Source organism: Martelella mediterranea (genome assembly GCF_004342225.1).
GTDB classification, from domain to species: Bacteria; Pseudomonadota; Alphaproteobacteria; order Rhizobiales; family Rhizobiaceae; genus Martelella; species Martelella mediterranea_B.
Genome location: NZ_SMAR01000016.1, coordinates 42,177 through 60,686 on the forward strand (window position 1 = coordinate 42,177; position 18,510 = coordinate 60,686).

Below are 18,510 nucleotides of genomic sequence, written 5' to 3' on the forward strand. Positions count from 1 at the left end.
GACCATGCTGTACGACCTTTCCCTGAAGATGGAATATCATTACGACACGCCGGCCTCGCTGGCCCGGCATATAACGCGCGTTCTGCCGCTCGCTTCCACGCCGCGCCAGCGCATTATCGCCGGACATGTCTCGTTTGATCCGAAACCAACGGAAGAGCGTGGTTTCACCGACTTTTTCGGCCACCCCGCCATCGCAACGTTGATCACGCCGCCACATGACCGCTTCGAAATCAGTATGAAAGCCCGCGTTCAGGTTGATGCCCCGCGCATGACATTTGAACTGGCACCATCCGCTGAGCAGCTGCGGGAAGAATATGAACGGGTCATGGATCTCGGCCCGGACTCGCCGCACCATTTCTTAAGTGTCAGCCCGCGCATTCCGTTCAATCGCGCAATCGCGGCTTATGGATACGCATGCTTCAAACCCGCAGCGAGCGTTCATCAGATTGCAAGCGCTTTGTGCGCACGGATTTTCGAAGATTTCACCTATGACAGCGAGGCAACGACCGTTGACAGCACGCCTGCAGAGGCATTCACCTTAAAACGCGGGGTCTGTCAGGACTTTACGCATGTGATGATTTCAGCCCTCCGGGCACTTGGAATTCCGGCAGGCTATGTCAGTGGCTACCTTCGCACTATACCGCCGCCCGGCAAGCCACGGCTGGAAGGCGCTGATGCCATGCATGCATGGGTCCGGGTCTGGTGCGGCGCATCAGCTGGCTGGATCGAATTTGATCCGACCAATAATATCGAAGCAGGTGCCGATCATATCGTCGTGGGTTACGGGCGCGACTATTCTGATGTCGCTCCTGTCGTCGGTGTCATGAAGACCTATGGCGAGCATCAGGCCACTCAGGCAGTGGACGTCATTCCGGTCTGACAGGAATGCCAGAAAAGTTACAACTCTGGCACAGTGGTTCCACTGGTGCAGGGCGTGACGGCGCATTTTTGTTGCTGTAAAAATTAATTTCCCTTGTTTCACATCGCTTTATTGCAAGTGCGTCACATCAGTGCATAAACTGTGAAGCATAAGGCCGGACAAGTGACCCGACTTATTCCCGGCTGATTAGTACTTTATGGCAGACGATCTCAATTTTAACCGCGCTTTTTAACGGAAACCACCGATGAGCAAAGTTACGAATCCCGACCTCCCTCTGCCCGCACCCCGCGCCAACGACGCTCAGGGACTTGCTGCTTCCATTCTCGAAAAGCTGACCTATGAAGTGGGCAAGGACACAATTGTCGCCCGCCCGCATGACTGGCTGCGCGCAATCAGCCTTGCCGTGCGTGACCGCATCATCGACAACTGGATGGAATCGACACGCAGAACTTACGAAGACGGTTCAAAACGCGTTTATTACCTCTCGCTCGAATTTCTTATCGGACGGCTTCTGCGCGATTCAATCTCTAACCTTGAACTGATGGAAGAGATTAATGAGGCCCTTGAACAGATGGGCGTCAGCCTGGTCGAAATCGCACAACTGGAGCCAGACGCAGCGCTCGGAAATGGCGGCCTTGGCAGGCTCGCCGCCTGCTTCATGGAAAGCCTGGCGACGGTTGATGTTCCCGCCTATGGTTACGGAATTCGCTATGTGAACGGACTATTCCGGCAGGAAATCGCCGATGGCTGGCAGGTCGAGCTTCCCGAGAACTGGCTTGCGCATGGCAATCCCTGGGAGTTCCACCGCCGCGAAAGCACATATGAGATCAATTTTGGTGGCAAAGTCGATATTATCGAGGAAGGTGGCAAAGAGCCACGCTATGAATGGAAGCCTTCCGAACGCATGATTGCCGAGGCCTATGACACACCGGTTGTTGGCTGGCGGGCAAAGCGCGTGAATACGCTTCGCCTCTGGTCGGCTGACCCGATCGACCCGATACTTCTCGACAAATTCAATGCCGGTGACCATATCGGCGCTCTGGAAGAAAGCACAAAGGCAGAAACACTAACCCGCGTGCTTTACCCCGCCGATGCCAACGAGGCCGGGCAGGAGCTGCGCCTGCGCCAGGAATACTTCTTCTCCTCGGCATCGCTGCAGGACATCCTCCGCCGCCACGTGGAACAGTTCGGCGATCTTTCGCTTCTGCCGGAAAAAGTCGCAATCCACATGAACGATACGCATCCGTCGATCGCTGTCGTTGAGCTGATGCGACTGCTGATCGACATTCATGGCGTCGAGTTCGACACCGCCTGGGACCTGACCACGCGAACGTTTGCCTATACCAACCACACGCTGCTGCCTGAGGCCCTAGAAAGCTGGCCTGTACCGCTGTTTGAACGGCTGTTTCCGCGGCATATGCAGCTCGTTTATGCGATCAACGCAAAAATCCTGCTTTCAGCCCGCAAGGAAGCAGGAACCGATGATGACGCCATTCGCCAGATTTCTCTGATTGATGAAGGTGGCCAGCGCCGCGTGCGCATGGGCAATCTCGCCTTCCTCGGTTCGCACAGCGTCAACGGTGTTTCGGCATTGCATACGGAACTGATGAAAGACACGGTGTTCTACAATCTGCACCGCCTTCATCCGGATCGCATCAACAACAAGACCAACGGCATTACGCCGCGTCGCTGGCTGAAAGAATGCAACCCGGGCCTGACCGGCCTTATTCGTGAATCAATCGGCGATGCATTTCTGGATGATACGGAAAAGCTTCAGGCTCTTAATGATCTGGCCGAAGATTCCAGCTTCCAGGAGCGCTTCGCTGAAATCAAATATCAAAACAAGGTCAAACTCTCGAACCTTGTCGGTGAACGGCTTGGCACCCGCATAGATCCGGCAGCGATGTTTGATATTCAGATCAAGCGCATTCACGAATATAAGCGCCAGCTTCTGAACATCATTGAAGCGATTGCCCTATACGATCAGATCCGGTCGCATCCGGAAATGGAATGGGTGCCGCGCGTCAAGCTTTTCGCGGGCAAGGCAGCACCGAGTTACCACAATGCCAAGCTGATCATCAAACTGGCCAATGATGTCGCCAGGGTCATCAACAATGACCCGGCGGTGCGTGGTCTTCTGAAGATCGTGTTCATTCCGAACTATAACGTCTCCACAGCGGAAGTGATGATCCCGGCTGCGGACCTGTCTGAACAGATTTCGACAGCCGGTATGGAAGCGTCAGGCACAGGTAATATGAAATTCGCCCTGAACGGCGCACTCACGATCGGCACACTGGATGGTGCCAACGTCGAAATGCGAGACTGGGTCGGCGAGGAAAATATGGTGATCTTCGGTCTGACGGCTGAGGAAGTCGAAAAGGCTCGCGCAGACGGCCACAACCCACGTCAGATCATCGAGTCCTCTAAAGAACTCTCGCAGGCCCTTTCAGCCATTGCCTCAGGCGTTTTCTCACACGATGACCCGGGCCGCTACACCGACCTCATTGGCGGTCTTTATGATCATGACTGGTTCATGGTTGCTGCTGATTTCGATGCCTTTGCTGCAGCACAGCGTGAAGTCGACACGATCTGGAACGATCGTACCTTATGGAACGTTAAGGCAATTCGAAACACTGCGCGCATGGGATGGTTCTCGTCTGACCGGACGATCAGGGAGTATGCGCGCGACATCTGGAGAGCGTGATGAAATTGCCGGAATCCAATAATCCGGACGGCGGGCGGGGCCATGCCCCGCCTCGGGAGGAAATCGAGAGTATTCTGAACGCGACCCACGGGAATGCGTTTTCCGTGCTCGGCATCCAGGACACAGGAACGGCACATGTAGCCCGATGTTTTCTGCCCGGTGCTGAAAGCGTTGAAGCTTTCGATCTGAAAGGTTCCCCAATCGGTAAACTTGATCGGATCGACGATTCAGGTTTTTTCTCAGGACCAGTCTCAGTTGAAGGATTTGTACCGATCCGTTTTCATGCGAAGCGCGGCGGTGACGAATGGGATGTGACAGACCCTTATAGCTTCTGGCCCGTACTCGGCCCGATGGATGATTATTTTGTTCGCGAAGGGTCGCACCTCAGACTGTTCGATAAACTTGGCGCACGCCCGATTACTCATCAGGGCGTGGACGGATTTCATTTCGCTGTCTGGGCACCCAACGCAAGACGTGTATCCGTCGTCGGCGACTTCAACGGCTGGGATGGTCGCCGCCATATGATGCGGTTTCGTACCGATTCAGGCGTCTGGGAGATTTTCGCTCCCGACGTAAAGCCCGGCTCGGCGTATAAATTCGAGATCATCGGCGCGGACGGAACATTGCTGCCGCTTAAGGCAGACCCTTTTGCCCGCCGCTCGGAACTTCGTCCACAGACCGCTTCGATCACTGCGAAGGATCTGGAACAGGAATGGAACGACGAAGCCCACCGTGAGCACTGGTCAACCTGCGACCGGCGCCGCGAGCCAATTTCGATTTATGAAGTTCACGCCGGTTCATGGCAACGCGGCGATGATGGTTCTTTTTTGAGTTGGGACGAACTGGCAGACCGGCTGATCCCCTATTGTGCCGATATGGGTTTCACCCACATCGAATTCCTCCCGGTTTCAGAGTACCCCTACGATCCCTCATGGGGCTATCAGACGACGGGGCTTTATACGCCAACGGCGCGTTTTGGAGAACCGGAAGGCTTTGCCCGATTTGTCAATGGCTGCCATAAGGTTGGTCTTGGTGTGATCCTGGATTGGGTCCCGGCACATTTCCCGACAGATCAGCATGGCCTGAAGTGGTTTGACGGCACAGCGCTCTATGAACATGCTGATCCGCGGCAGGGCTTTCACCCTGACTGGAACACTGCGATCTACAATTTCGGGCGCACGGAAGTCGCGTCATTCCTGTTGAACAATGCGCTCTACTGGGGTGAAAAATTCCACGTCGATGGCCTGCGTGTCGATGCTGTAGCCTCCATGCTCTACCTCGACTACTCCCGCAAACACGGCGAATGGGTGCCGAATGAATATGGCGGGAATGAAAACCTCGGCGCTGTCCGGTTCATTCAGGAAACCAACAAGGCGGTTTACGGTCAGCATCCGGAAATGATGACGATTGCCGAGGAATCAACGGCGTGGCCAAAGGTTTCCCAGCCGGTGCATGAAGGGGGACTTGGTTTCGGTTTCAAGTGGAATATGGGTTTCATGCATGACACCCTTTCCTATTTTGCCCGCGAGCCGATTTTCCGCAAACATCACCATCAGGAAATCACTTTCGGCCTGCTTTACGCGTTTTCGGAAAACTACGTTCTGCCGCTTTCACATGACGAGGTCGTGCATGGAAAAGGGTCTCTGATCGCAAAGATGCCGGGAGACGACTGGCAGAAATTCGCCAATCTCAAAGCCTATTACGCATTCATGTGGGGGTATCCGGGCAAGAAGCTTCTTTTCATGGGGCAGGAATTTGCCCAATGGAGCGAATGGAGCGAAGCACGGGGCCTGGACTGGAACCTGCTGCAATATCAGACTCATGAAGGCATCCGGCGGCTGGTGCGTGACCTCAACTTCACTTACCGCGCCAAACCGGCTCTTCATGCCCGTGATTGCGAACCCGAGGGCTTCGAATGGGTCATCGTCGATGATGCCGATAACTCCGTCTTCGCCTGGCAGCGCAAGGCGCCCGGTGAAAAGCCTGTTATTATCGTATGCAATCTGACGCCGGTGCCCCGCGAGGGCTACCATGTACCGCTTCCCAAAGCCGGTATCTGGCGTGAAATTCTCAATACCGACGCCGAAATCTATGGCGGCAGCGGAATGGGCAATGGCGGGCGCGTACGCGCAGATCTCCATGATAATGGCTCGATCACTGCCGGCCTGACCTTGCCGCCGCTTGCGACCATCATGCTGGAACCGGAATGAAAAGTGGGAGGGAAGGATGAAACAAAAGGCTGGACACCAACCTCTGGCGCGTGATGCCATGGCCTATGTACTGGCTGGCGGACGCGGCAGCCGTCTGAAGGAGCTGACCGATACCCGCGCCAAACCCGCCGTCTATTTCGGTGGCAAGGCGCGCATTATCGACTTCGCCCTTTCAAATGCACTCAACTCCGGTATCCGCCGCATTGGCGTTGCCACCCAGTACAAGGCACATTCCCTCATCCGGCATATGCAGCTTGGCTGGAACTTTTTTCGCCCGGAACGTAATGAGAGCTTCGATATTCTGCCCGCGTCCCAGCGCGTTTCTGAAACGCAGTGGTATGAAGGAACCGCCGACGCTGTTTACCAGAATATCGACATCATCGAATCCTATGCACCGGAATTCATGATCATTCTCGCCGGTGATCACGTCTACAAGATGGACTATGAACCGATGCTGCAGCAGCACGTCGATTCCGGTGCAGACATCACGATCGGTTGCCTTGAAGTCCCGGTGGAAGAGGCGCGCGGCTTCGGAGTCATGCATGTTGACGGCAATGACACGATCGTCGATTTTGTCGAAAAGCCAGCCGATCCACCCGGAATTCCCGGAAACGAAACAATGTCGCTCGCATCGATGGGCATTTACGTTTTCAATCGCAAATTCCTGTTTGACTGCCTCGAACGGGATGCCGCAGATCCGACCTCAAGCCGCGATTTCGGCAAGGATATTGTTCCCTACATCGTCAAAAACGGCAAAGCGGTCGCCCATCGCTTTTCCAGCAGTTGCGTTCGATCCAGCCGCGAAGACCGGGCCTACTGGCGCGATGTGGGAACGCTGGATGCTTACTGGCAGGCCAATATCGATCTGACAGGCATTGTTCCGGATCTCGATATTTACGACAAATCCTGGCCGGTCTGGACCTATTCGGAAGCCACGCCACCGGCAAAGTTTGTCCATGATGATGAAAACCGCCGTGGATCGGCCATTTCATCCGTTGTTTCAGGCGATTGCATCATTTCCGGCTCCCAGCTTTATAAAAGCCTGCTGTTTACCGGTGTGCGGGCAAATTCCTATTCCCGCCTCGAAGGTGCCGTCATTCTACCGCATGTCTACATCAGCCGCTACGCGCAGCTGAAAAACGTCATTATTGATCATGGCGTGCGGATTCCTGAAGGCCTCGTGGTCGGAGAGGATTCCGAGCTTGATGCCAAACGCTTCAGGCGAACTGAAAGTGGTGTGTGCCTGATCACGCAATCCATGATCGACAAACTGGAAGACTAATCCATGAAGGTTCTTTCCGTCACATCGGAAATCTACCCGCTGATCAAGACCGGTGGACTGGCTGACGTCGCAGGCGCCCTGCCATTGGCGCTCCACGGCTTCGGCGTTCAGACCCGGTCACTGATCCCCGGCTACCCGGCCGTGATGAAAGCCATTGGCGACAAAGCTGAAAAGCTGATGGATTTCCCGGATATTCTGGGAGAAACGGGAAGCCTGCTTTATGCAAGACATGCCGGGCTTGAATTGCTGGTCCTCGATGCTCCGGCCTATTTCAATCGGTTCGGTAATCCCTACAATTCATCGACAGGCGAAGGTTATTCCGACAACTGGCGACGCTTCGGTGCGCTAGCCAAAGCCGCGGCCGATATTGCGGCTGGTGCCTTGCCGGACTGGGAGCCTGACATCGTCCATGCCCATGACTGGCAGGCAGCGATGACCCCGGTTTATATGCGCTATGCCGAAGCACCGGAAAAGCCCTCAATTATCACCATTCATAATATCGCGTTTCAGGGACAGTTCGACCCTGCAATTTTCCCCGCCTTGCGGCTTCCGGCGCACGCCATGGCTGTCGATGGCGTGGAATATTACGGCACGGTTGGCTACCTCAAGGGCGGTTTGCAAGCCGCCTGGGCCGTGACCACCGTCAGCCCGACCTATGCTGATGAAATTCAGACCCCGCAATATGGCATGGGGATGGAGGGGTTGATTTCCGCACGTTCGGAAACTGTTCACGGCATCGTCAATGGCATTGATACAGATGTCTGGGACCCGGAGACAGATGATTCAATCGCCCGGCGCTATAGCTGTGCCAAACTGCGGCAACGTGCACAAAACCGGGAAACGCTGAGCGAGCGGTTCGGCCTTGATAATGACGATTCACCGATTTTTTGCGTTGTATCGCGTCTCACATGGCAAAAGGGCATGGACCTTCTCGCAGAAACCGTCGGCGATATCGTTGCCATGGGTGGAAAGCTCGCCGTACTGGGCACCGGTGACCACCATCTGGAACACGCTTTCGAAAGAGCCGTGCGGCTCTATCCGGGACGTGTTGGCACCATTATCGGTTATGACGAAACGCTTTCGCACACTTTGCAAGCTGGCTCAGACGCCATTTTGATCCCCTCCCGCTTTGAACCCTGCGGGCTGACCCAGCTTTACGGCCTCAGATATGGTTGCGTTCCGGTTGTCGCACGAACCGGCGGGCTTGCCGATACAATTATCGATGCGAACCCTGCGGCCCTGAAAGCCAAGGCCGCAACCGGCATACAGTTCTCGCCCGTCGAGCGTACATCGCTTGTTCAGGCTATCCGCCGTACTGTCCGCCTTTATAAGGACAAGAAAGTCTGGCTGCAGATGCAAAAGCAGGGCATGAAGACTGATGTCTCGTGGGACGCCAGTGCCGAGCGCTACGCCGAGATTTATTCAAAACTCTATAATATGGTGCATTAAACCATGATCAGAACGATTTCGACGACACCATTTGACGATCAGAGGCCGGGCACATCAGGCTTGCGCAAAAAAGTTCCGACCTTTGCGCAACCGCACTATGCCGAAAATTTCATTCAGTCTGTTTTCGACTCGCTGGATGGTTTTCAGGGCAAAACGCTGGTGATTGGCGGTGATGGCCGTTACTTCAACCGGACTGTTATCCAGACCGCGATCAAAATGGCTGCGGCCAACGGCTTTGGCAAGGTTATGGTCGGTCAGGGCGGAATTCTGTCCACGCCTGCCGCATCAAACATGATCCGCAAATATGAAGCATTTGGCGGCATCATTCTGTCTGCCAGCCATAATCCCGGCGGACCGAATGAAGACTTCGGTATCAAGTACAATGCCGGTAATGGCGGCCCGGCGCCTGAGCGCATTACCGATGCGATCTTCGAACGCTCGAAGCTCATCGACCGCTACCGTATTTGCGATGCCGATGATGTGCCTCTGGACAAGATTGGTACATTCATGGTCGAGAGCATGGAGGTCGAGGTTTTCGATCCTGTCGCCGATTATGCGGCGCTGATGGAAGAACTGTTCGATTTCGACGCCATTCGCACCCTGATTGCAGGCGGTTTCCGCATTGCCTTCGATGCCATGAGCGCAGTGACCGGCCCTTATGCAAAAGAAATCATCGAAAACCGGCTTGGCGCCGCTGAAGGCTCGGTGCGCAATTTCGTGCCGCTGGAAGATTTCGGCGGGCACCATCCGGATCCCAACCTCGTTCACGCCAAAGTACTTTATGACGACGTGATGAGGCCCGACGGCCCGGATTTTGGCGCCGCCTCGGATGGCGATGGCGACCGCAATATGATTGTCGGCAAGCAGATTTTTGTAACCCCGTCCGACAGTCTTGCTATTCTGGCAGCAAACGCACATCTCGCCCCCGCCTACAAAGGCGGTCTCGCGGGGATCGCTCGTTCCATGCCGACCAGTCAGGCTGCAGACAAGGTCGCCAGCAAGCTCGGCATCGGTGCCTATGAAACGCCAACAGGCTGGAAATTTTTCGGAAACCTGCTCGATGCCGGCAAGGCAACGCTATGCGGTGAGGAAAGCTTTGGCACCGGCTCCAACCATGTGCGCGAAAAGGACGGGCTCTGGGCAGTTCTTCTCTGGCTCAATATTCTGGCCGCGCGCGGCGAAAGTGTTTACGAGGTCGTCACGTCGCACTGGGCGGAATTCGGTCGCACCTACTATTCCCGCCATGACTACGAAGCCATTGAAACCGATGCAGCAAACAGCCTGATGAGCGAATTACGCAATAAGCTTGCAACGCTGCCCGGCACCAAATTCGAAGATCTGACGGTGGCAAAGGCGGATGACTTCGCCTATCACGACCCGGTCGATGGGTCCGTCAGCAAGCATCAGGGCGTGCGCATTCTGTTTGAAAATGGTTCGCGCGTTGTCTTCCGGCTCTCAGGCACAGGAACATCCGGTGCAACACTTCGCGTCTATCTGGAGCATTATGAGCCGGATGCCAGCAAGCATGAGCAGGATACACAGGGAACGCTTTCCGGCCTGATTGCCTACGCCGAACACATTGCGGGCATTGCGGAGCGCACCGGTCGCGATGCACCGACCGTGATCACCTGATTTCCATCGTTCACCTTCAAGGGACATGCCCAGAAACATAAGGTCAGGCCGTATCCATTGGTCAACCATTCGTGGATGCGACCTGAACGGGATTTGATGAGCAGTATCGAAAACAAGCCAGGCGTCCGGGTCACCGATCGGGGCGTTGAATTTTCTGTCTATTCGGAGAACGCGACCGGCATTGAGCTTTGCCTTTATGACGACAAAGGTGAGCATGAGACCAGACGCCTGCCAATGTCCCATGGCGGCAAGAATGTTTACACACTCTTTGTTGACGGACTTAAGCCGGGACAGCGCTACGGATACCGCGCCTTCGGCAACTTCGATCCGATGCACGGCCAGTGGTTTGATCCTTCAAAACTGCTGGTCGATCCTCATGCCAAGCAGATCGACCGGCCCTACCAGTTCGATCCGATACTCAGCGATTTCGGGACAGATACAGCTCACCTTGTTCCCAAAGGCATCGTCACCGCAGACCTTGATGAAGCAACGAACCATATCGACTTCCCCTCCGGCGGCCTGATTTATGAGGCGAATGTCAAGGCACTGACCCAGATGAACCCGCATGTACCCGAATCCATTCGCGGCACAGTCGCCGCGCTTGGACATAGGGCAGTCATTGAACACCTGCAAAAGCTGGGCGTAGATGCCATCGAGCTGATGCCCGTGACCGCATGGATTGACGAGCGCCACCTCATACCCCTCAATCTGAGAAATGCATGGGGCTATAACCCGGTCACCTTTATGGCTCTTGAACCGCGCATTTGTCCCGGTGGCCTGAAGGAGCTCAGAGAAGCGGTAGACGCGCTGCATCAGGCGGGGATCGGCGTCATACTGGACCTTGTCTTCAATCACACAGGTGAAGGTGACCAGTTCGGCGGTTCCTTAAGCTTTCGCGGCCTTGATAACGCAGTCTATTACAGGCTGGCAGAGGACGACGCCTCGGTGATGATCAATGATACCGGCTGCGGCAACACGATTGCTTGCGATCATCCGCATGTCCGGCAGATGATCGTCGACAGCCTCAAACATTTTATCACACAGGCCGGTGTTGACGGCTTTCGTTTTGACCTTGCTCCTATTCTGGGGCGCACGCGAGACGGCTTCCAAACCCATGCGGAAACGCTGAATGCGATTTTGAATGATCCTGTGCTGAAGAACCGTACGATGATTGCCGAACCCTGGGATATCGGCCCTGGCGGCTATCAGCTGGGGCACTTTCCCGCACCGTTTCTGGAGTGGAATGACCGCGCGCGCGACGATTTGAGAAAATTCTGGCGTGGTGACCAGTCTATGACCGGACGCCTCGCTGATGCCATTTCCGGCTCATCGCATATCTTTTCGACCCGTGATTCCAACGAAACGCGGACCGTGAACTTTATCGCAGCGCATGACGGCATGACGCTCCACGACATGACAGCCTATGTGCACAAGCATAACGGAGCGAATGGCGAACATAATCGCGATGGCCATAACGAAAACTACTCGTGGAACAATGGCGTGGAGGGCGACACCGATAATCATAAGGTCGTCGATAGCCGTAAACGCGACATGAGGGCCTTGCTTTCAACCCTGTTTGCCAGCCGCGGCGCCATCATGCTGAAGGCGGGAGACGAAGGCGGACACAGCCAGAACGGCAACAACAATGCCTATTGTCAGGATAATGAAATCACGTGGCTGAACTGGGAAGATATGGATGAAGACCTTATCGACCACACTGCCAGCCTTTCAGCACTTCGCAAACGCTTTGCCGTTTTTTCCGAAACGGCGTTTTTCACGGAGAACGACGTCACGTGGCTCCGCCCTGACGGCAAAGTCATGGAGGTTGCAGACTGGGAAGCGCCGGAATGTGACAGCCTCAGCATCGTGCTCAACACAGAAGACCGGACCACAGGTCACAAGACACGGCTGGCCGTTCTGATCAATCGCAGCCACGATGAAAAGACCTTTGATCTGCCTGAAGATGATCGCCATGGCTGGCACATGATTACCGGCGAAAGACAGGGCACTGTCGAGATCGCGCTTGAACCCCGCTCGGTATCGTTTTATGCCGAGGAACTCTCAGACACCGAAGCCTGAGCGCGGCTGCGCGAGAGGCCACGCATCAAAACAATGAAAGATGGCCCCCATGCCCATAGAAATTTCGCTTGCCGATGTGAAGAACTATGTTGGCCATGAAGTTGGCGTATCGCGCTGGTTCACCGTCGACCAGACGATGATTGATACCTTTGCAGATGCCACGCTGGACCACCAGTTCATTCACACCGACCCGGAACGCGCACGTGCGGAAAGTCCTTTTGGCGGAACTATCGCGCATGGTTTTCTGACACTCTCATTATTGTCGGCGATGAATTTCGACTGTGTACCGAAGGTGCGCGAGCAAACGATGGGCATCAATTTCGGCTTTGACAAAGTTCGCTTCATGACACCGGTGAAATGCGGTGCGCGGGTACGTGGACATTTCAAACTCAATGAGGCCCGGTTTCGCGGCGGCGAGCTTCTGGCGATCAGCTACGGTGTGAGTATCGAGATTGAGGACGAACGAAAGCCAGCGCTCACAGCAGACTGGATCACGCTGATTCAGTTCAACGCAGAAGACCGGCCGGAATAGGAGCGATCCTTGATCGAAAATGAAGCTGTTCGCGAAGGCTTTGAAAGGCAGGCACGGGCATGTAGTGAGCTTGGTTCGCCCTTCACCGCGCGGCTTTGCCGCATCGCGATTGAAAAGCTGGATCCTTCTTCGTCGATTGGTGCATTGATCAATAGCTGGTCGGAAGAGCGTGTTGTTGCCGATGCGCTGGCACTTCGGTTTTGTGGAGCGCTTCATGCCCTGAAGCGGCAGGGCTTTGCACCGCTGGTCGAGGTTTACCCGCCGCAGCAGCCATCAGACCATATCCTTTGGGACGCGGTTCTGCGGGCTATTGATGAGAAAGCCGATTTCATCGCGGAGCGTATGCGGTTTGCACCACAAACCAATGAAGTGCGCCGTTCAGCTGCTCTTTTTCCGGCATTTTCCGAAATTGCAGCGCGCTTTCCCGGAAAACCTCTGGTACTTTCGGAGATTGGAGCGTCTGCCGGGTTAAACCTGCTTTGGGACCGTTTCTCTTATAAACTATCTGAAAAGCGCTTTAAGCCGAATGGCGAAGTGCGTTTCGAAATTGTGCCAGAATGGAAGGGACCATTGCCGCCCGACCACCCGGTTGACGTTGCCGAGCGTGCAGGATGCGACCTCAATCCGCTTGATGCCAGCAATGAGGACCATTGCGAACGGCTGATGTCTTATATCTGGGCCGACCAGACCGACCGGCTTCAACGAACGGAAAAAGCATTGGCTCTCGCGCGCGACGCGAAGCTCTCAGTCGACCGGGAAGACGCTCTCGTCTGGCTTCAGCAGCGTCTTTTAAAGCCACGTCCCGGCATGGTTCATGTGATCTATCATACGATCGCCTGGCAGTACCTGCCGGATGAAGCCCGAAGAGAGGGCGACCGTCTGATTGATGAAGCCGGACAAAAAGCAGGCACCGATGCTCCGATCTGCCGCCTTGCCATGGAAGCAGATGAGCAGACACCGGGTGCCGGTCTGACACTGACAATCTGGCCAGCAGGCGAAACACGACACGTCGGCAGAGCCGATTTTCACGGCCGGTGGATCGCTTGGCAGGGATGGAATAACACTTAAGAAGCTCACAGGCGAAGGGCAGCATCCTTTGCGCCTTCATCCAGCAGGCTGAATACATAAGGTGCAAACGATCGCCAGCATTCGACGCGGAACGTATTGTCGTCCTTGCGATGAAGAATGATTTCTGTCTTGCCAAAAGCGGTCCGCGCCACCTTGCCGACTGTAAATGTTTCTGGCCGCAAATCCATCGGACACGCGATGTTCAGGGCTGCGGCGGCACCGGGACCGTCGATCATGACCGCGACATTACGGTGTGAAATATCGACAGCGGAAAACGCTGCATCGATACTCTGAAGACGCGCGACAAGGTCTTCACCAAACTCGTCAACCACAAGCCATTCATCCGGTCCAAGCCAGAAAGCATAACGGCCATCACCACCGGCAGAACTTAACGGCAACCGGGGCAGATCGAGTTCCAGTGCTCCCGAAAGCACCTGAAGCGCATCCTCCCCGGCACGCAGTAAAAGCCGCGTCGCCGGTTCTGCAACGACGAGACGGGCAACAGATGATCCCCCGAAGGCTCCCGCCAACGGCAGGGCACGGTCTGCAACCTGAATATCAGCCATGAAGACGGGCTCCTTCCTTGTCATAGAAAATAGTATCAACCACTTCGACGGCGATATTGCGTTCGGGCATGGGCACGTAAAGTGTTTCGCCTTTCCGGCTGTGGCCGTTTTCAATCAGCGCAAAGGCGATCCCCTGGCCAAGGGATCCCGACCAATAAGCAGAGGTGACATGCCCAAGAGCAGAAACGGGCTTGGGCGTGTCAGGATCGACGATCACATGTGCGCCTTCCTCCAGCACCAGCCGCGCATTGCTTTTTGCCACCAGCCCGATAAGCTGTTTGCGATTTTCTGCGATCAGGTCAGGCCGCTTCAGGCCACGCATACCGACAAAATCAGTCTTCTTCTTCGAAACAGCCCAGCCCATGCCGAGATCAAATGGCGTAACCGTCCCATCGGTATCCTGTCCGACAACGATGAAACCTTTTTCGGCGCGCAGAACATGCATCGTTTCCGTACCGTAGACACACGCACCCAAGCTCTCGCCGCGCGCATAGATCTGCTTCCAGACCGACAGCCCGAAATCAGACGGCACGTTGATTTCAAAACCAAGTTCACCTGTGAAAGACACGCGGAAAAGGCGCGCAGGCACGCCGCAAACCCGGCATTCCAGCACGCTCATATGCGAAAAGGCCTCGGCAGAAATATCTGCTCCTTCCACGAAGGGCTCAACGATTTCCCGCGCTTTTGGCCCCTGAACCGCAATCACGGCCCATTGTTCTGTTGTTGAGGTCAGCCAGACCTTCAGATGAGGGAACTCGGTCTGCAGGTAGTCTTCCATATGGTTGAGCACACGCGGCGCACCACCCGTCGTCGTCGTTACGTGAAACCGATCCGGTCCCAGCCGGCCAACAACACCGTCATCGTAAACATAACCGTCTTCGCGAAGCATCAGGCCATAGCGGCATTTACCGGGTTTCAGCGTCGACCAGGCATTGGAATACATCAGGTTCATAAACGCTTCGGCATCCGGTCCCACAACCTCGATCTTGCCGAGTGTTGAGGCATCGAATATCCCGGCAGTCTCGCGGGTTGTCCGGCATTCACGCGCAACGGCATCTTCCTTGGTTTCCCCGACCTTCGGGAAATACCAGGCGCGTTTCCAGTTTCCGACGTCTTCAAAGGCTGCACCCTGCTCGTCCGCCCACTGGTGGATCGGCGTTTTGCGCGCCGGGTCGAACAAGGCCCCGCGGGAATGCCCGATCAAAGTGCCGAATGTAACCGGTGTATAAGGCTGGCGGAACGTGGTCAGGCCAACCTGCGGAATCGGGCGATCCAGCATTTCAGCGGCAATGGCAAGGCCATGCATGTTGGAAAGCTTGCCCTGATCCGACGCCATACCATTGGTCGTGAAGCGTTTTATATGCTCGATTGATGCCATGCCTTCGCGCACGGCCTGCCGGATATCTTTCGCGCAAACATCGTGCTGATAATCAATGAATGCTTTGACATGATCATCAGCGCCTGCGCCCTCACCGGCACCCAGCATTCCGCCGGTCCAGCGCCATGCGTTCTCACCGGTATAACCTGCTTCTCCGCCGCCAGCGGCAGCCGCCTCGCCAATGACAGCATGAATGGCATCGGTGCCGGAACATGCACCGACACAGACGCTGTTCTGAGCATAGGTCCCCGGCACGAAACGCTCTTTCTCGGCATCGAAAATAAGTTTCCCGCGCGACTGCGAGAACAGATGGACAGAAGGCGTCCAGCCGGCAGACGTGATCAGCGCATCGATTGCAAAATCGCGTTTCTTGCCGCTCGAAAGTGCTTTCACCTGCATGGACTTAACCCGCAGACGCCCTTTCGTGTTTACAACCGCATGACCGGTCAGAACCTTGATATCAAGCGACCGCGCTTCATCAACCAGGCCGGCACTGGGCGCTTCACGGCTGTCGATAATCGCTGCAATCCTGACACCGGCACGCTTCAGATCGAATGCAGCCTCATAAGCACTGTCATGGGCGCAATAGACACCAACGCTTTCGCCCACCGCGACGCCATACTGGCGGAGATAGCGGCGCGCCGCCGAAGCCAGCATAATGCCGGGGCGATCATTGTTTGCGAACACCATCGGCCGCTCGATCGAACCGGTGGCAAGGATGACCTGACCTGCCCGCACCTGCCACAGCCTCTCGCGTGGCCCGGATGCTTCTGCCCCCGGCAGGTGGTCTGTCAGTCTTTCCGCCAGGCTGACAAAATTGTGGTTGTAATATCCCGCAGCCGTTGTCCGCGTCATCAGGCGAACATTCTTCATCGCGGCCAGTTCAGCTGTCACACTTCGTGCCCAGTCATACCCGTCTTTTCCGTCAACCCGGGTGCCGGTTTCATAAAGCAACGCCCCACCGGCTTCGGCCTGTTCATCACAGATGATCACGTCTTTGCCGGATCGCGCTGCCGTCAACGCCGCCGTCAGACCGGCAAGCCCGGCCCCGACGACCAGAACGTCGCAATGGGTATAGCGGCTGGCATAGGTATCCGGATCGGCTTCTGTCGGTGCAACACCAAGCCCTGCGGCCTTGCGGATCAGCGGCTCATAAAGCCTGTTCCAGGCCGCCCGCGGCCACATGAAGGTCTTGTAGTAGAACCCTGCAATAAAAAACGGCGAAAGCACATCATTGATCGCACCGGCATCGAAGGACAGAGATGGCCAGCGATTTTGCGAGGTGGCCTTCATACCATCGAAAACCTCCTGCACCGTGCCCCGCACATTGGGCTGACGCCGGGCACTGTCGCGCGCAATATCAAAAAGCGCGTTCGGTTCTTCCGAGCCTGCCGTCAGAAAGCCGCGCGGTCGATGGTATTTATAAGAACGGCCGACAAGATGCACGCCATTGGCCAGCAATGCTGATGCCAGCGTGTCGCCCTCCAGGCCTGTATATGTCTTGCCATCAAAGGAAAACCGGATGGTTTTGGCAGGTGTCAGTCTTCCATGCCCGGCAATACGGTATGCGTCGCTCATTGGCCTGCCTCCTCGCCCATCAGCACCGAGAGGTCGGGACGCGGCTCCCCGGATTTATACGTTTTGAGAAAGCGATCTGAGACCGTGTCACGAGCAGCATTGAAAAAACGGCCGCATCCATGCGTGTGACGCCAGCGTTCAAAGTGAATCCCCTTGGGATTACTGCGCAAGAAGAAATAGGCCTCGAATGCCTCGTCTGAGGTTTCGGCCATGTTTTGCGGACGGGCGATATGCGCTTCACCGGCGGCGGCAAATTCCAGTTCGCTGCGCGCTTCTTCACAATACGGGCAATAGATCAGCAGCATGTCTCAGACTTTCTCCAGTTCGGGCAGCGTTCCCGGCAATGATATAATCAACTGCAGGAGTTCACGCGGTGCCTCCAGCTGCGGCAAATGCCCGGCGTCTTTGAGTGGATGGAGCGGCGTGCCGATCTTGTCGGCCAGCGCACGACCGCGCTCAAGGGGAATCCAGGGGTCTTTCTCGCCCCACAGCACCGTGATCGGGCAATCGGTACTGCCAAGTTTATCGGCAATCTCATCGGTAAAACGATCATCAGCCTGTGCAAACTGCCCATAGAAGCTGATACGCCCCTCCACTGTCAGCCATGGCGACACCAGATCATGCACATCCTGCGGATCGATATCATCCGCCAGAGCACCGCGAATATAAGCTTCGACAATCGCTGCATGAATATGAAGCGGCAGAGGAAGGAAGGCGTCAACATGCCGGCTGACATGATTGAAAAATTCAGATCCCCAAGGGCTGAGCGCAACAGCATTCATCAGCACAAGCTCTTCATAAGAAGCGCCGTGGAGAAGGTGAGCGCGCAGCGTAACGGCACCTCCGAAATCATGGGCAAAAACGGCTGGTGACTCCAATTTCCAGAAATCAAGCATCTCTTTGAAAACACGGCCCTGAACATCGAGGCCGGTTGGCTGTTCGGGGTCTTTGGCCGAGCGCCCGAAGCCAGGCATGTCATACCAGTAAACCGTGTAGACGTGCGACAAAGGCAGTAAAACGCGGTGCCAGGCAAAAGATGACCATGGCCATCCATGTGCCAGCACCAGTGGCGGCCCCTCTCCTGCTTTGCCCCAGGCAACTGTTCCGGCGCTCGTTTCTGCTTTCGAATTTACGTTCCAGAGCATGATACAC

At 55.7% G+C, this 18,510-nt stretch carries 13 protein-coding genes; 9 read left to right on the forward strand and 4 right to left on the reverse strand.

Going from position 1 to position 18,510, the window contains the following annotated elements; genetic code table 11:
* Positions 1-4: 4 nt before the first annotated feature.
* From EDC90_RS11510 to EDC90_RS11550, 9 genes are all read left to right on the forward strand, one after another.
* A complete protein-coding gene (locus EDC90_RS11510) occupies positions 5-880 on the forward strand; it encodes a transglutaminase family protein (RefSeq protein ID WP_132311672.1) in 876 nt (291 codons plus the stop codon).
* Positions 881-1,124: 244 nt separating this feature from the next.
* Positions 1,125-3,584, forward strand: a complete 2,460-nt coding sequence (locus EDC90_RS11515) for a glycogen/starch/alpha-glucan phosphorylase (protein WP_132311674.1) — start codon at positions 1,125-1,127, stop codon at positions 3,582-3,584.
* The gene (gene glgB / locus EDC90_RS11520) at positions 3,584-5,794 is read left to right on the forward strand and encodes a 1,4-alpha-glucan branching protein GlgB (protein WP_132311676.1); all 2,211 of its coding nucleotides are present in this window, start codon (positions 3,584-3,586) and stop codon (positions 5,792-5,794) included. The genes EDC90_RS11515 and glgB overlap by 1 nt, the downstream gene beginning before the upstream one ends.
* A gap of 16 nt (positions 5,795-5,810) precedes the next feature.
* Positions 5,811-7,076, forward strand: coding sequence for a glucose-1-phosphate adenylyltransferase (gene glgC, locus EDC90_RS11525; protein ID WP_132311678.1), 1,266 nt, complete (start codon positions 5,811-5,813; stop codon positions 7,074-7,076).
* Between the two features lie 3 nt (positions 7,077-7,079).
* Positions 7,080-8,525: a glycogen synthase GlgA gene (gene glgA, locus EDC90_RS11530; protein ID WP_132311680.1), complete on the forward strand. Its 1,446-nt coding sequence runs from the start codon at positions 7,080-7,082 to the stop codon at positions 8,523-8,525.
* Positions 8,526-8,528: 3 nt separating this feature from the next.
* A complete protein-coding gene (locus EDC90_RS11535; RefSeq protein ID WP_132311682.1) occupies positions 8,529-10,157 on the forward strand; it encodes an alpha-D-glucose phosphate-specific phosphoglucomutase in 1,629 nt (542 codons plus the stop codon).
* A 93-nt stretch (positions 10,158-10,250) separates the two neighbouring features.
* Complete coding sequence (glgX, locus tag EDC90_RS11540; RefSeq protein ID WP_432420003.1) at positions 10,251-12,236, forward strand: glycogen debranching protein GlgX; 1,986 nt, start codon at positions 10,251-10,253, stop codon at positions 12,234-12,236.
* A gap of 49 nt (positions 12,237-12,285) precedes the next feature.
* Positions 12,286-12,768 carry a MaoC family dehydratase gene (locus EDC90_RS11545; protein ID WP_132311686.1) on the forward strand — a complete coding sequence of 161 codons (483 nt, stop codon included), beginning with the start codon at positions 12,286-12,288 and terminating at the stop codon, positions 12,766-12,768.
* A 9-nt stretch (positions 12,769-12,777) separates the two neighbouring features.
* On the forward strand, positions 12,778-13,836 hold the full coding sequence (locus tag EDC90_RS11550) for a DUF2332 domain-containing protein (protein ID WP_165972812.1): 1,059 nt from the start codon (positions 12,778-12,780) through the stop codon (positions 13,834-13,836).
* A gap of 5 nt (positions 13,837-13,841) precedes the next feature.
* On the opposite strand, the gene EDC90_RS11555 is transcribed toward EDC90_RS11550, so the two are convergent.
* Genes EDC90_RS11555 through EDC90_RS11570 form a run of 4 tightly spaced genes read right to left on the reverse strand, consistent with a single transcriptional unit; the run spans position 13,842 to position 18,503 of the window.
* A complete protein-coding gene (locus tag EDC90_RS11555; protein WP_132311688.1) occupies positions 13,842-14,402 on the reverse strand; it encodes a sarcosine oxidase subunit gamma in 561 nt (186 codons plus the stop codon).
* A complete protein-coding gene (locus tag EDC90_RS11560) occupies positions 14,395-17,358 on the reverse strand; it encodes a sarcosine oxidase subunit alpha (protein WP_132311690.1) in 2,964 nt (987 codons plus the stop codon). Before EDC90_RS11560 ends, EDC90_RS11555 begins: the two co-directional genes overlap by 8 nt.
* Positions 17,355-17,663 carry a sarcosine oxidase subunit delta gene (locus EDC90_RS11565; protein WP_132311692.1) on the reverse strand — a complete coding sequence of 103 codons (309 nt, stop codon included), beginning with the start codon at positions 17,661-17,663 and terminating at the stop codon, positions 17,355-17,357. Before EDC90_RS11565 ends, EDC90_RS11560 begins: the two co-directional genes overlap by 4 nt.
* A gap of 3 nt (positions 17,664-17,666) precedes the next feature.
* Entirely contained in the window at positions 17,667-18,503 is an 837-nt protein-coding gene (locus tag EDC90_RS11570; protein ID WP_132311694.1) for an alpha/beta fold hydrolase, read from the reverse strand.
* Between the last annotated feature and the right edge of the window lie 7 nt (positions 18,504-18,510).

Bases quoted from the DNA above. Each gene is read 5' to 3' on its own strand.
- glgC (WP_132311678.1), top strand. From the start codon at position 5,811: ATGAAACAAAAGGCTGGACACCAACCTCTGGCGCGTGATGCCATGGCC.
- EDC90_RS11570 (WP_132311694.1), bottom strand. From the start codon at position 18,503: ATGCTCTGGAACGTAAATTCGAAAGCAGAAACGAGCGCCGGAACAGTT.
- glgA (WP_132311680.1), top strand. From the start codon at position 7,080: ATGAAGGTTCTTTCCGTCACATCGGAAATCTACCCGCTGATCAAGACC.
- EDC90_RS11565 (WP_132311692.1), bottom strand. From the start codon at position 17,663: ATGCTGCTGATCTATTGCCCGTATTGTGAAGAAGCGCGCAGCGAACTG.
- glgB (WP_132311676.1), top strand. From the start codon at position 3,584: ATGAAATTGCCGGAATCCAATAATCCGGACGGCGGGCGGGGCCATGCC.
- EDC90_RS11515 (WP_132311674.1), top strand. From the start codon at position 1,125: ATGAGCAAAGTTACGAATCCCGACCTCCCTCTGCCCGCACCCCGCGCC.
- EDC90_RS11510 (WP_132311672.1), top strand. From the start codon at position 5: ATGCTGTACGACCTTTCCCTGAAGATGGAATATCATTACGACACGCCG.
- EDC90_RS11535 (WP_132311682.1), top strand. From the start codon at position 8,529: ATGATCAGAACGATTTCGACGACACCATTTGACGATCAGAGGCCGGGC.
- EDC90_RS11560 (WP_132311690.1), bottom strand. From the start codon at position 17,358: ATGAGCGACGCATACCGTATTGCCGGGCATGGAAGACTGACACCTGCC.
- EDC90_RS11555 (WP_132311688.1), bottom strand. From the start codon at position 14,402: ATGGCTGATATTCAGGTTGCAGACCGTGCCCTGCCGTTGGCGGGAGCC.
- EDC90_RS11545 (WP_132311686.1), top strand. From the start codon at position 12,286: ATGCCCATAGAAATTTCGCTTGCCGATGTGAAGAACTATGTTGGCCAT.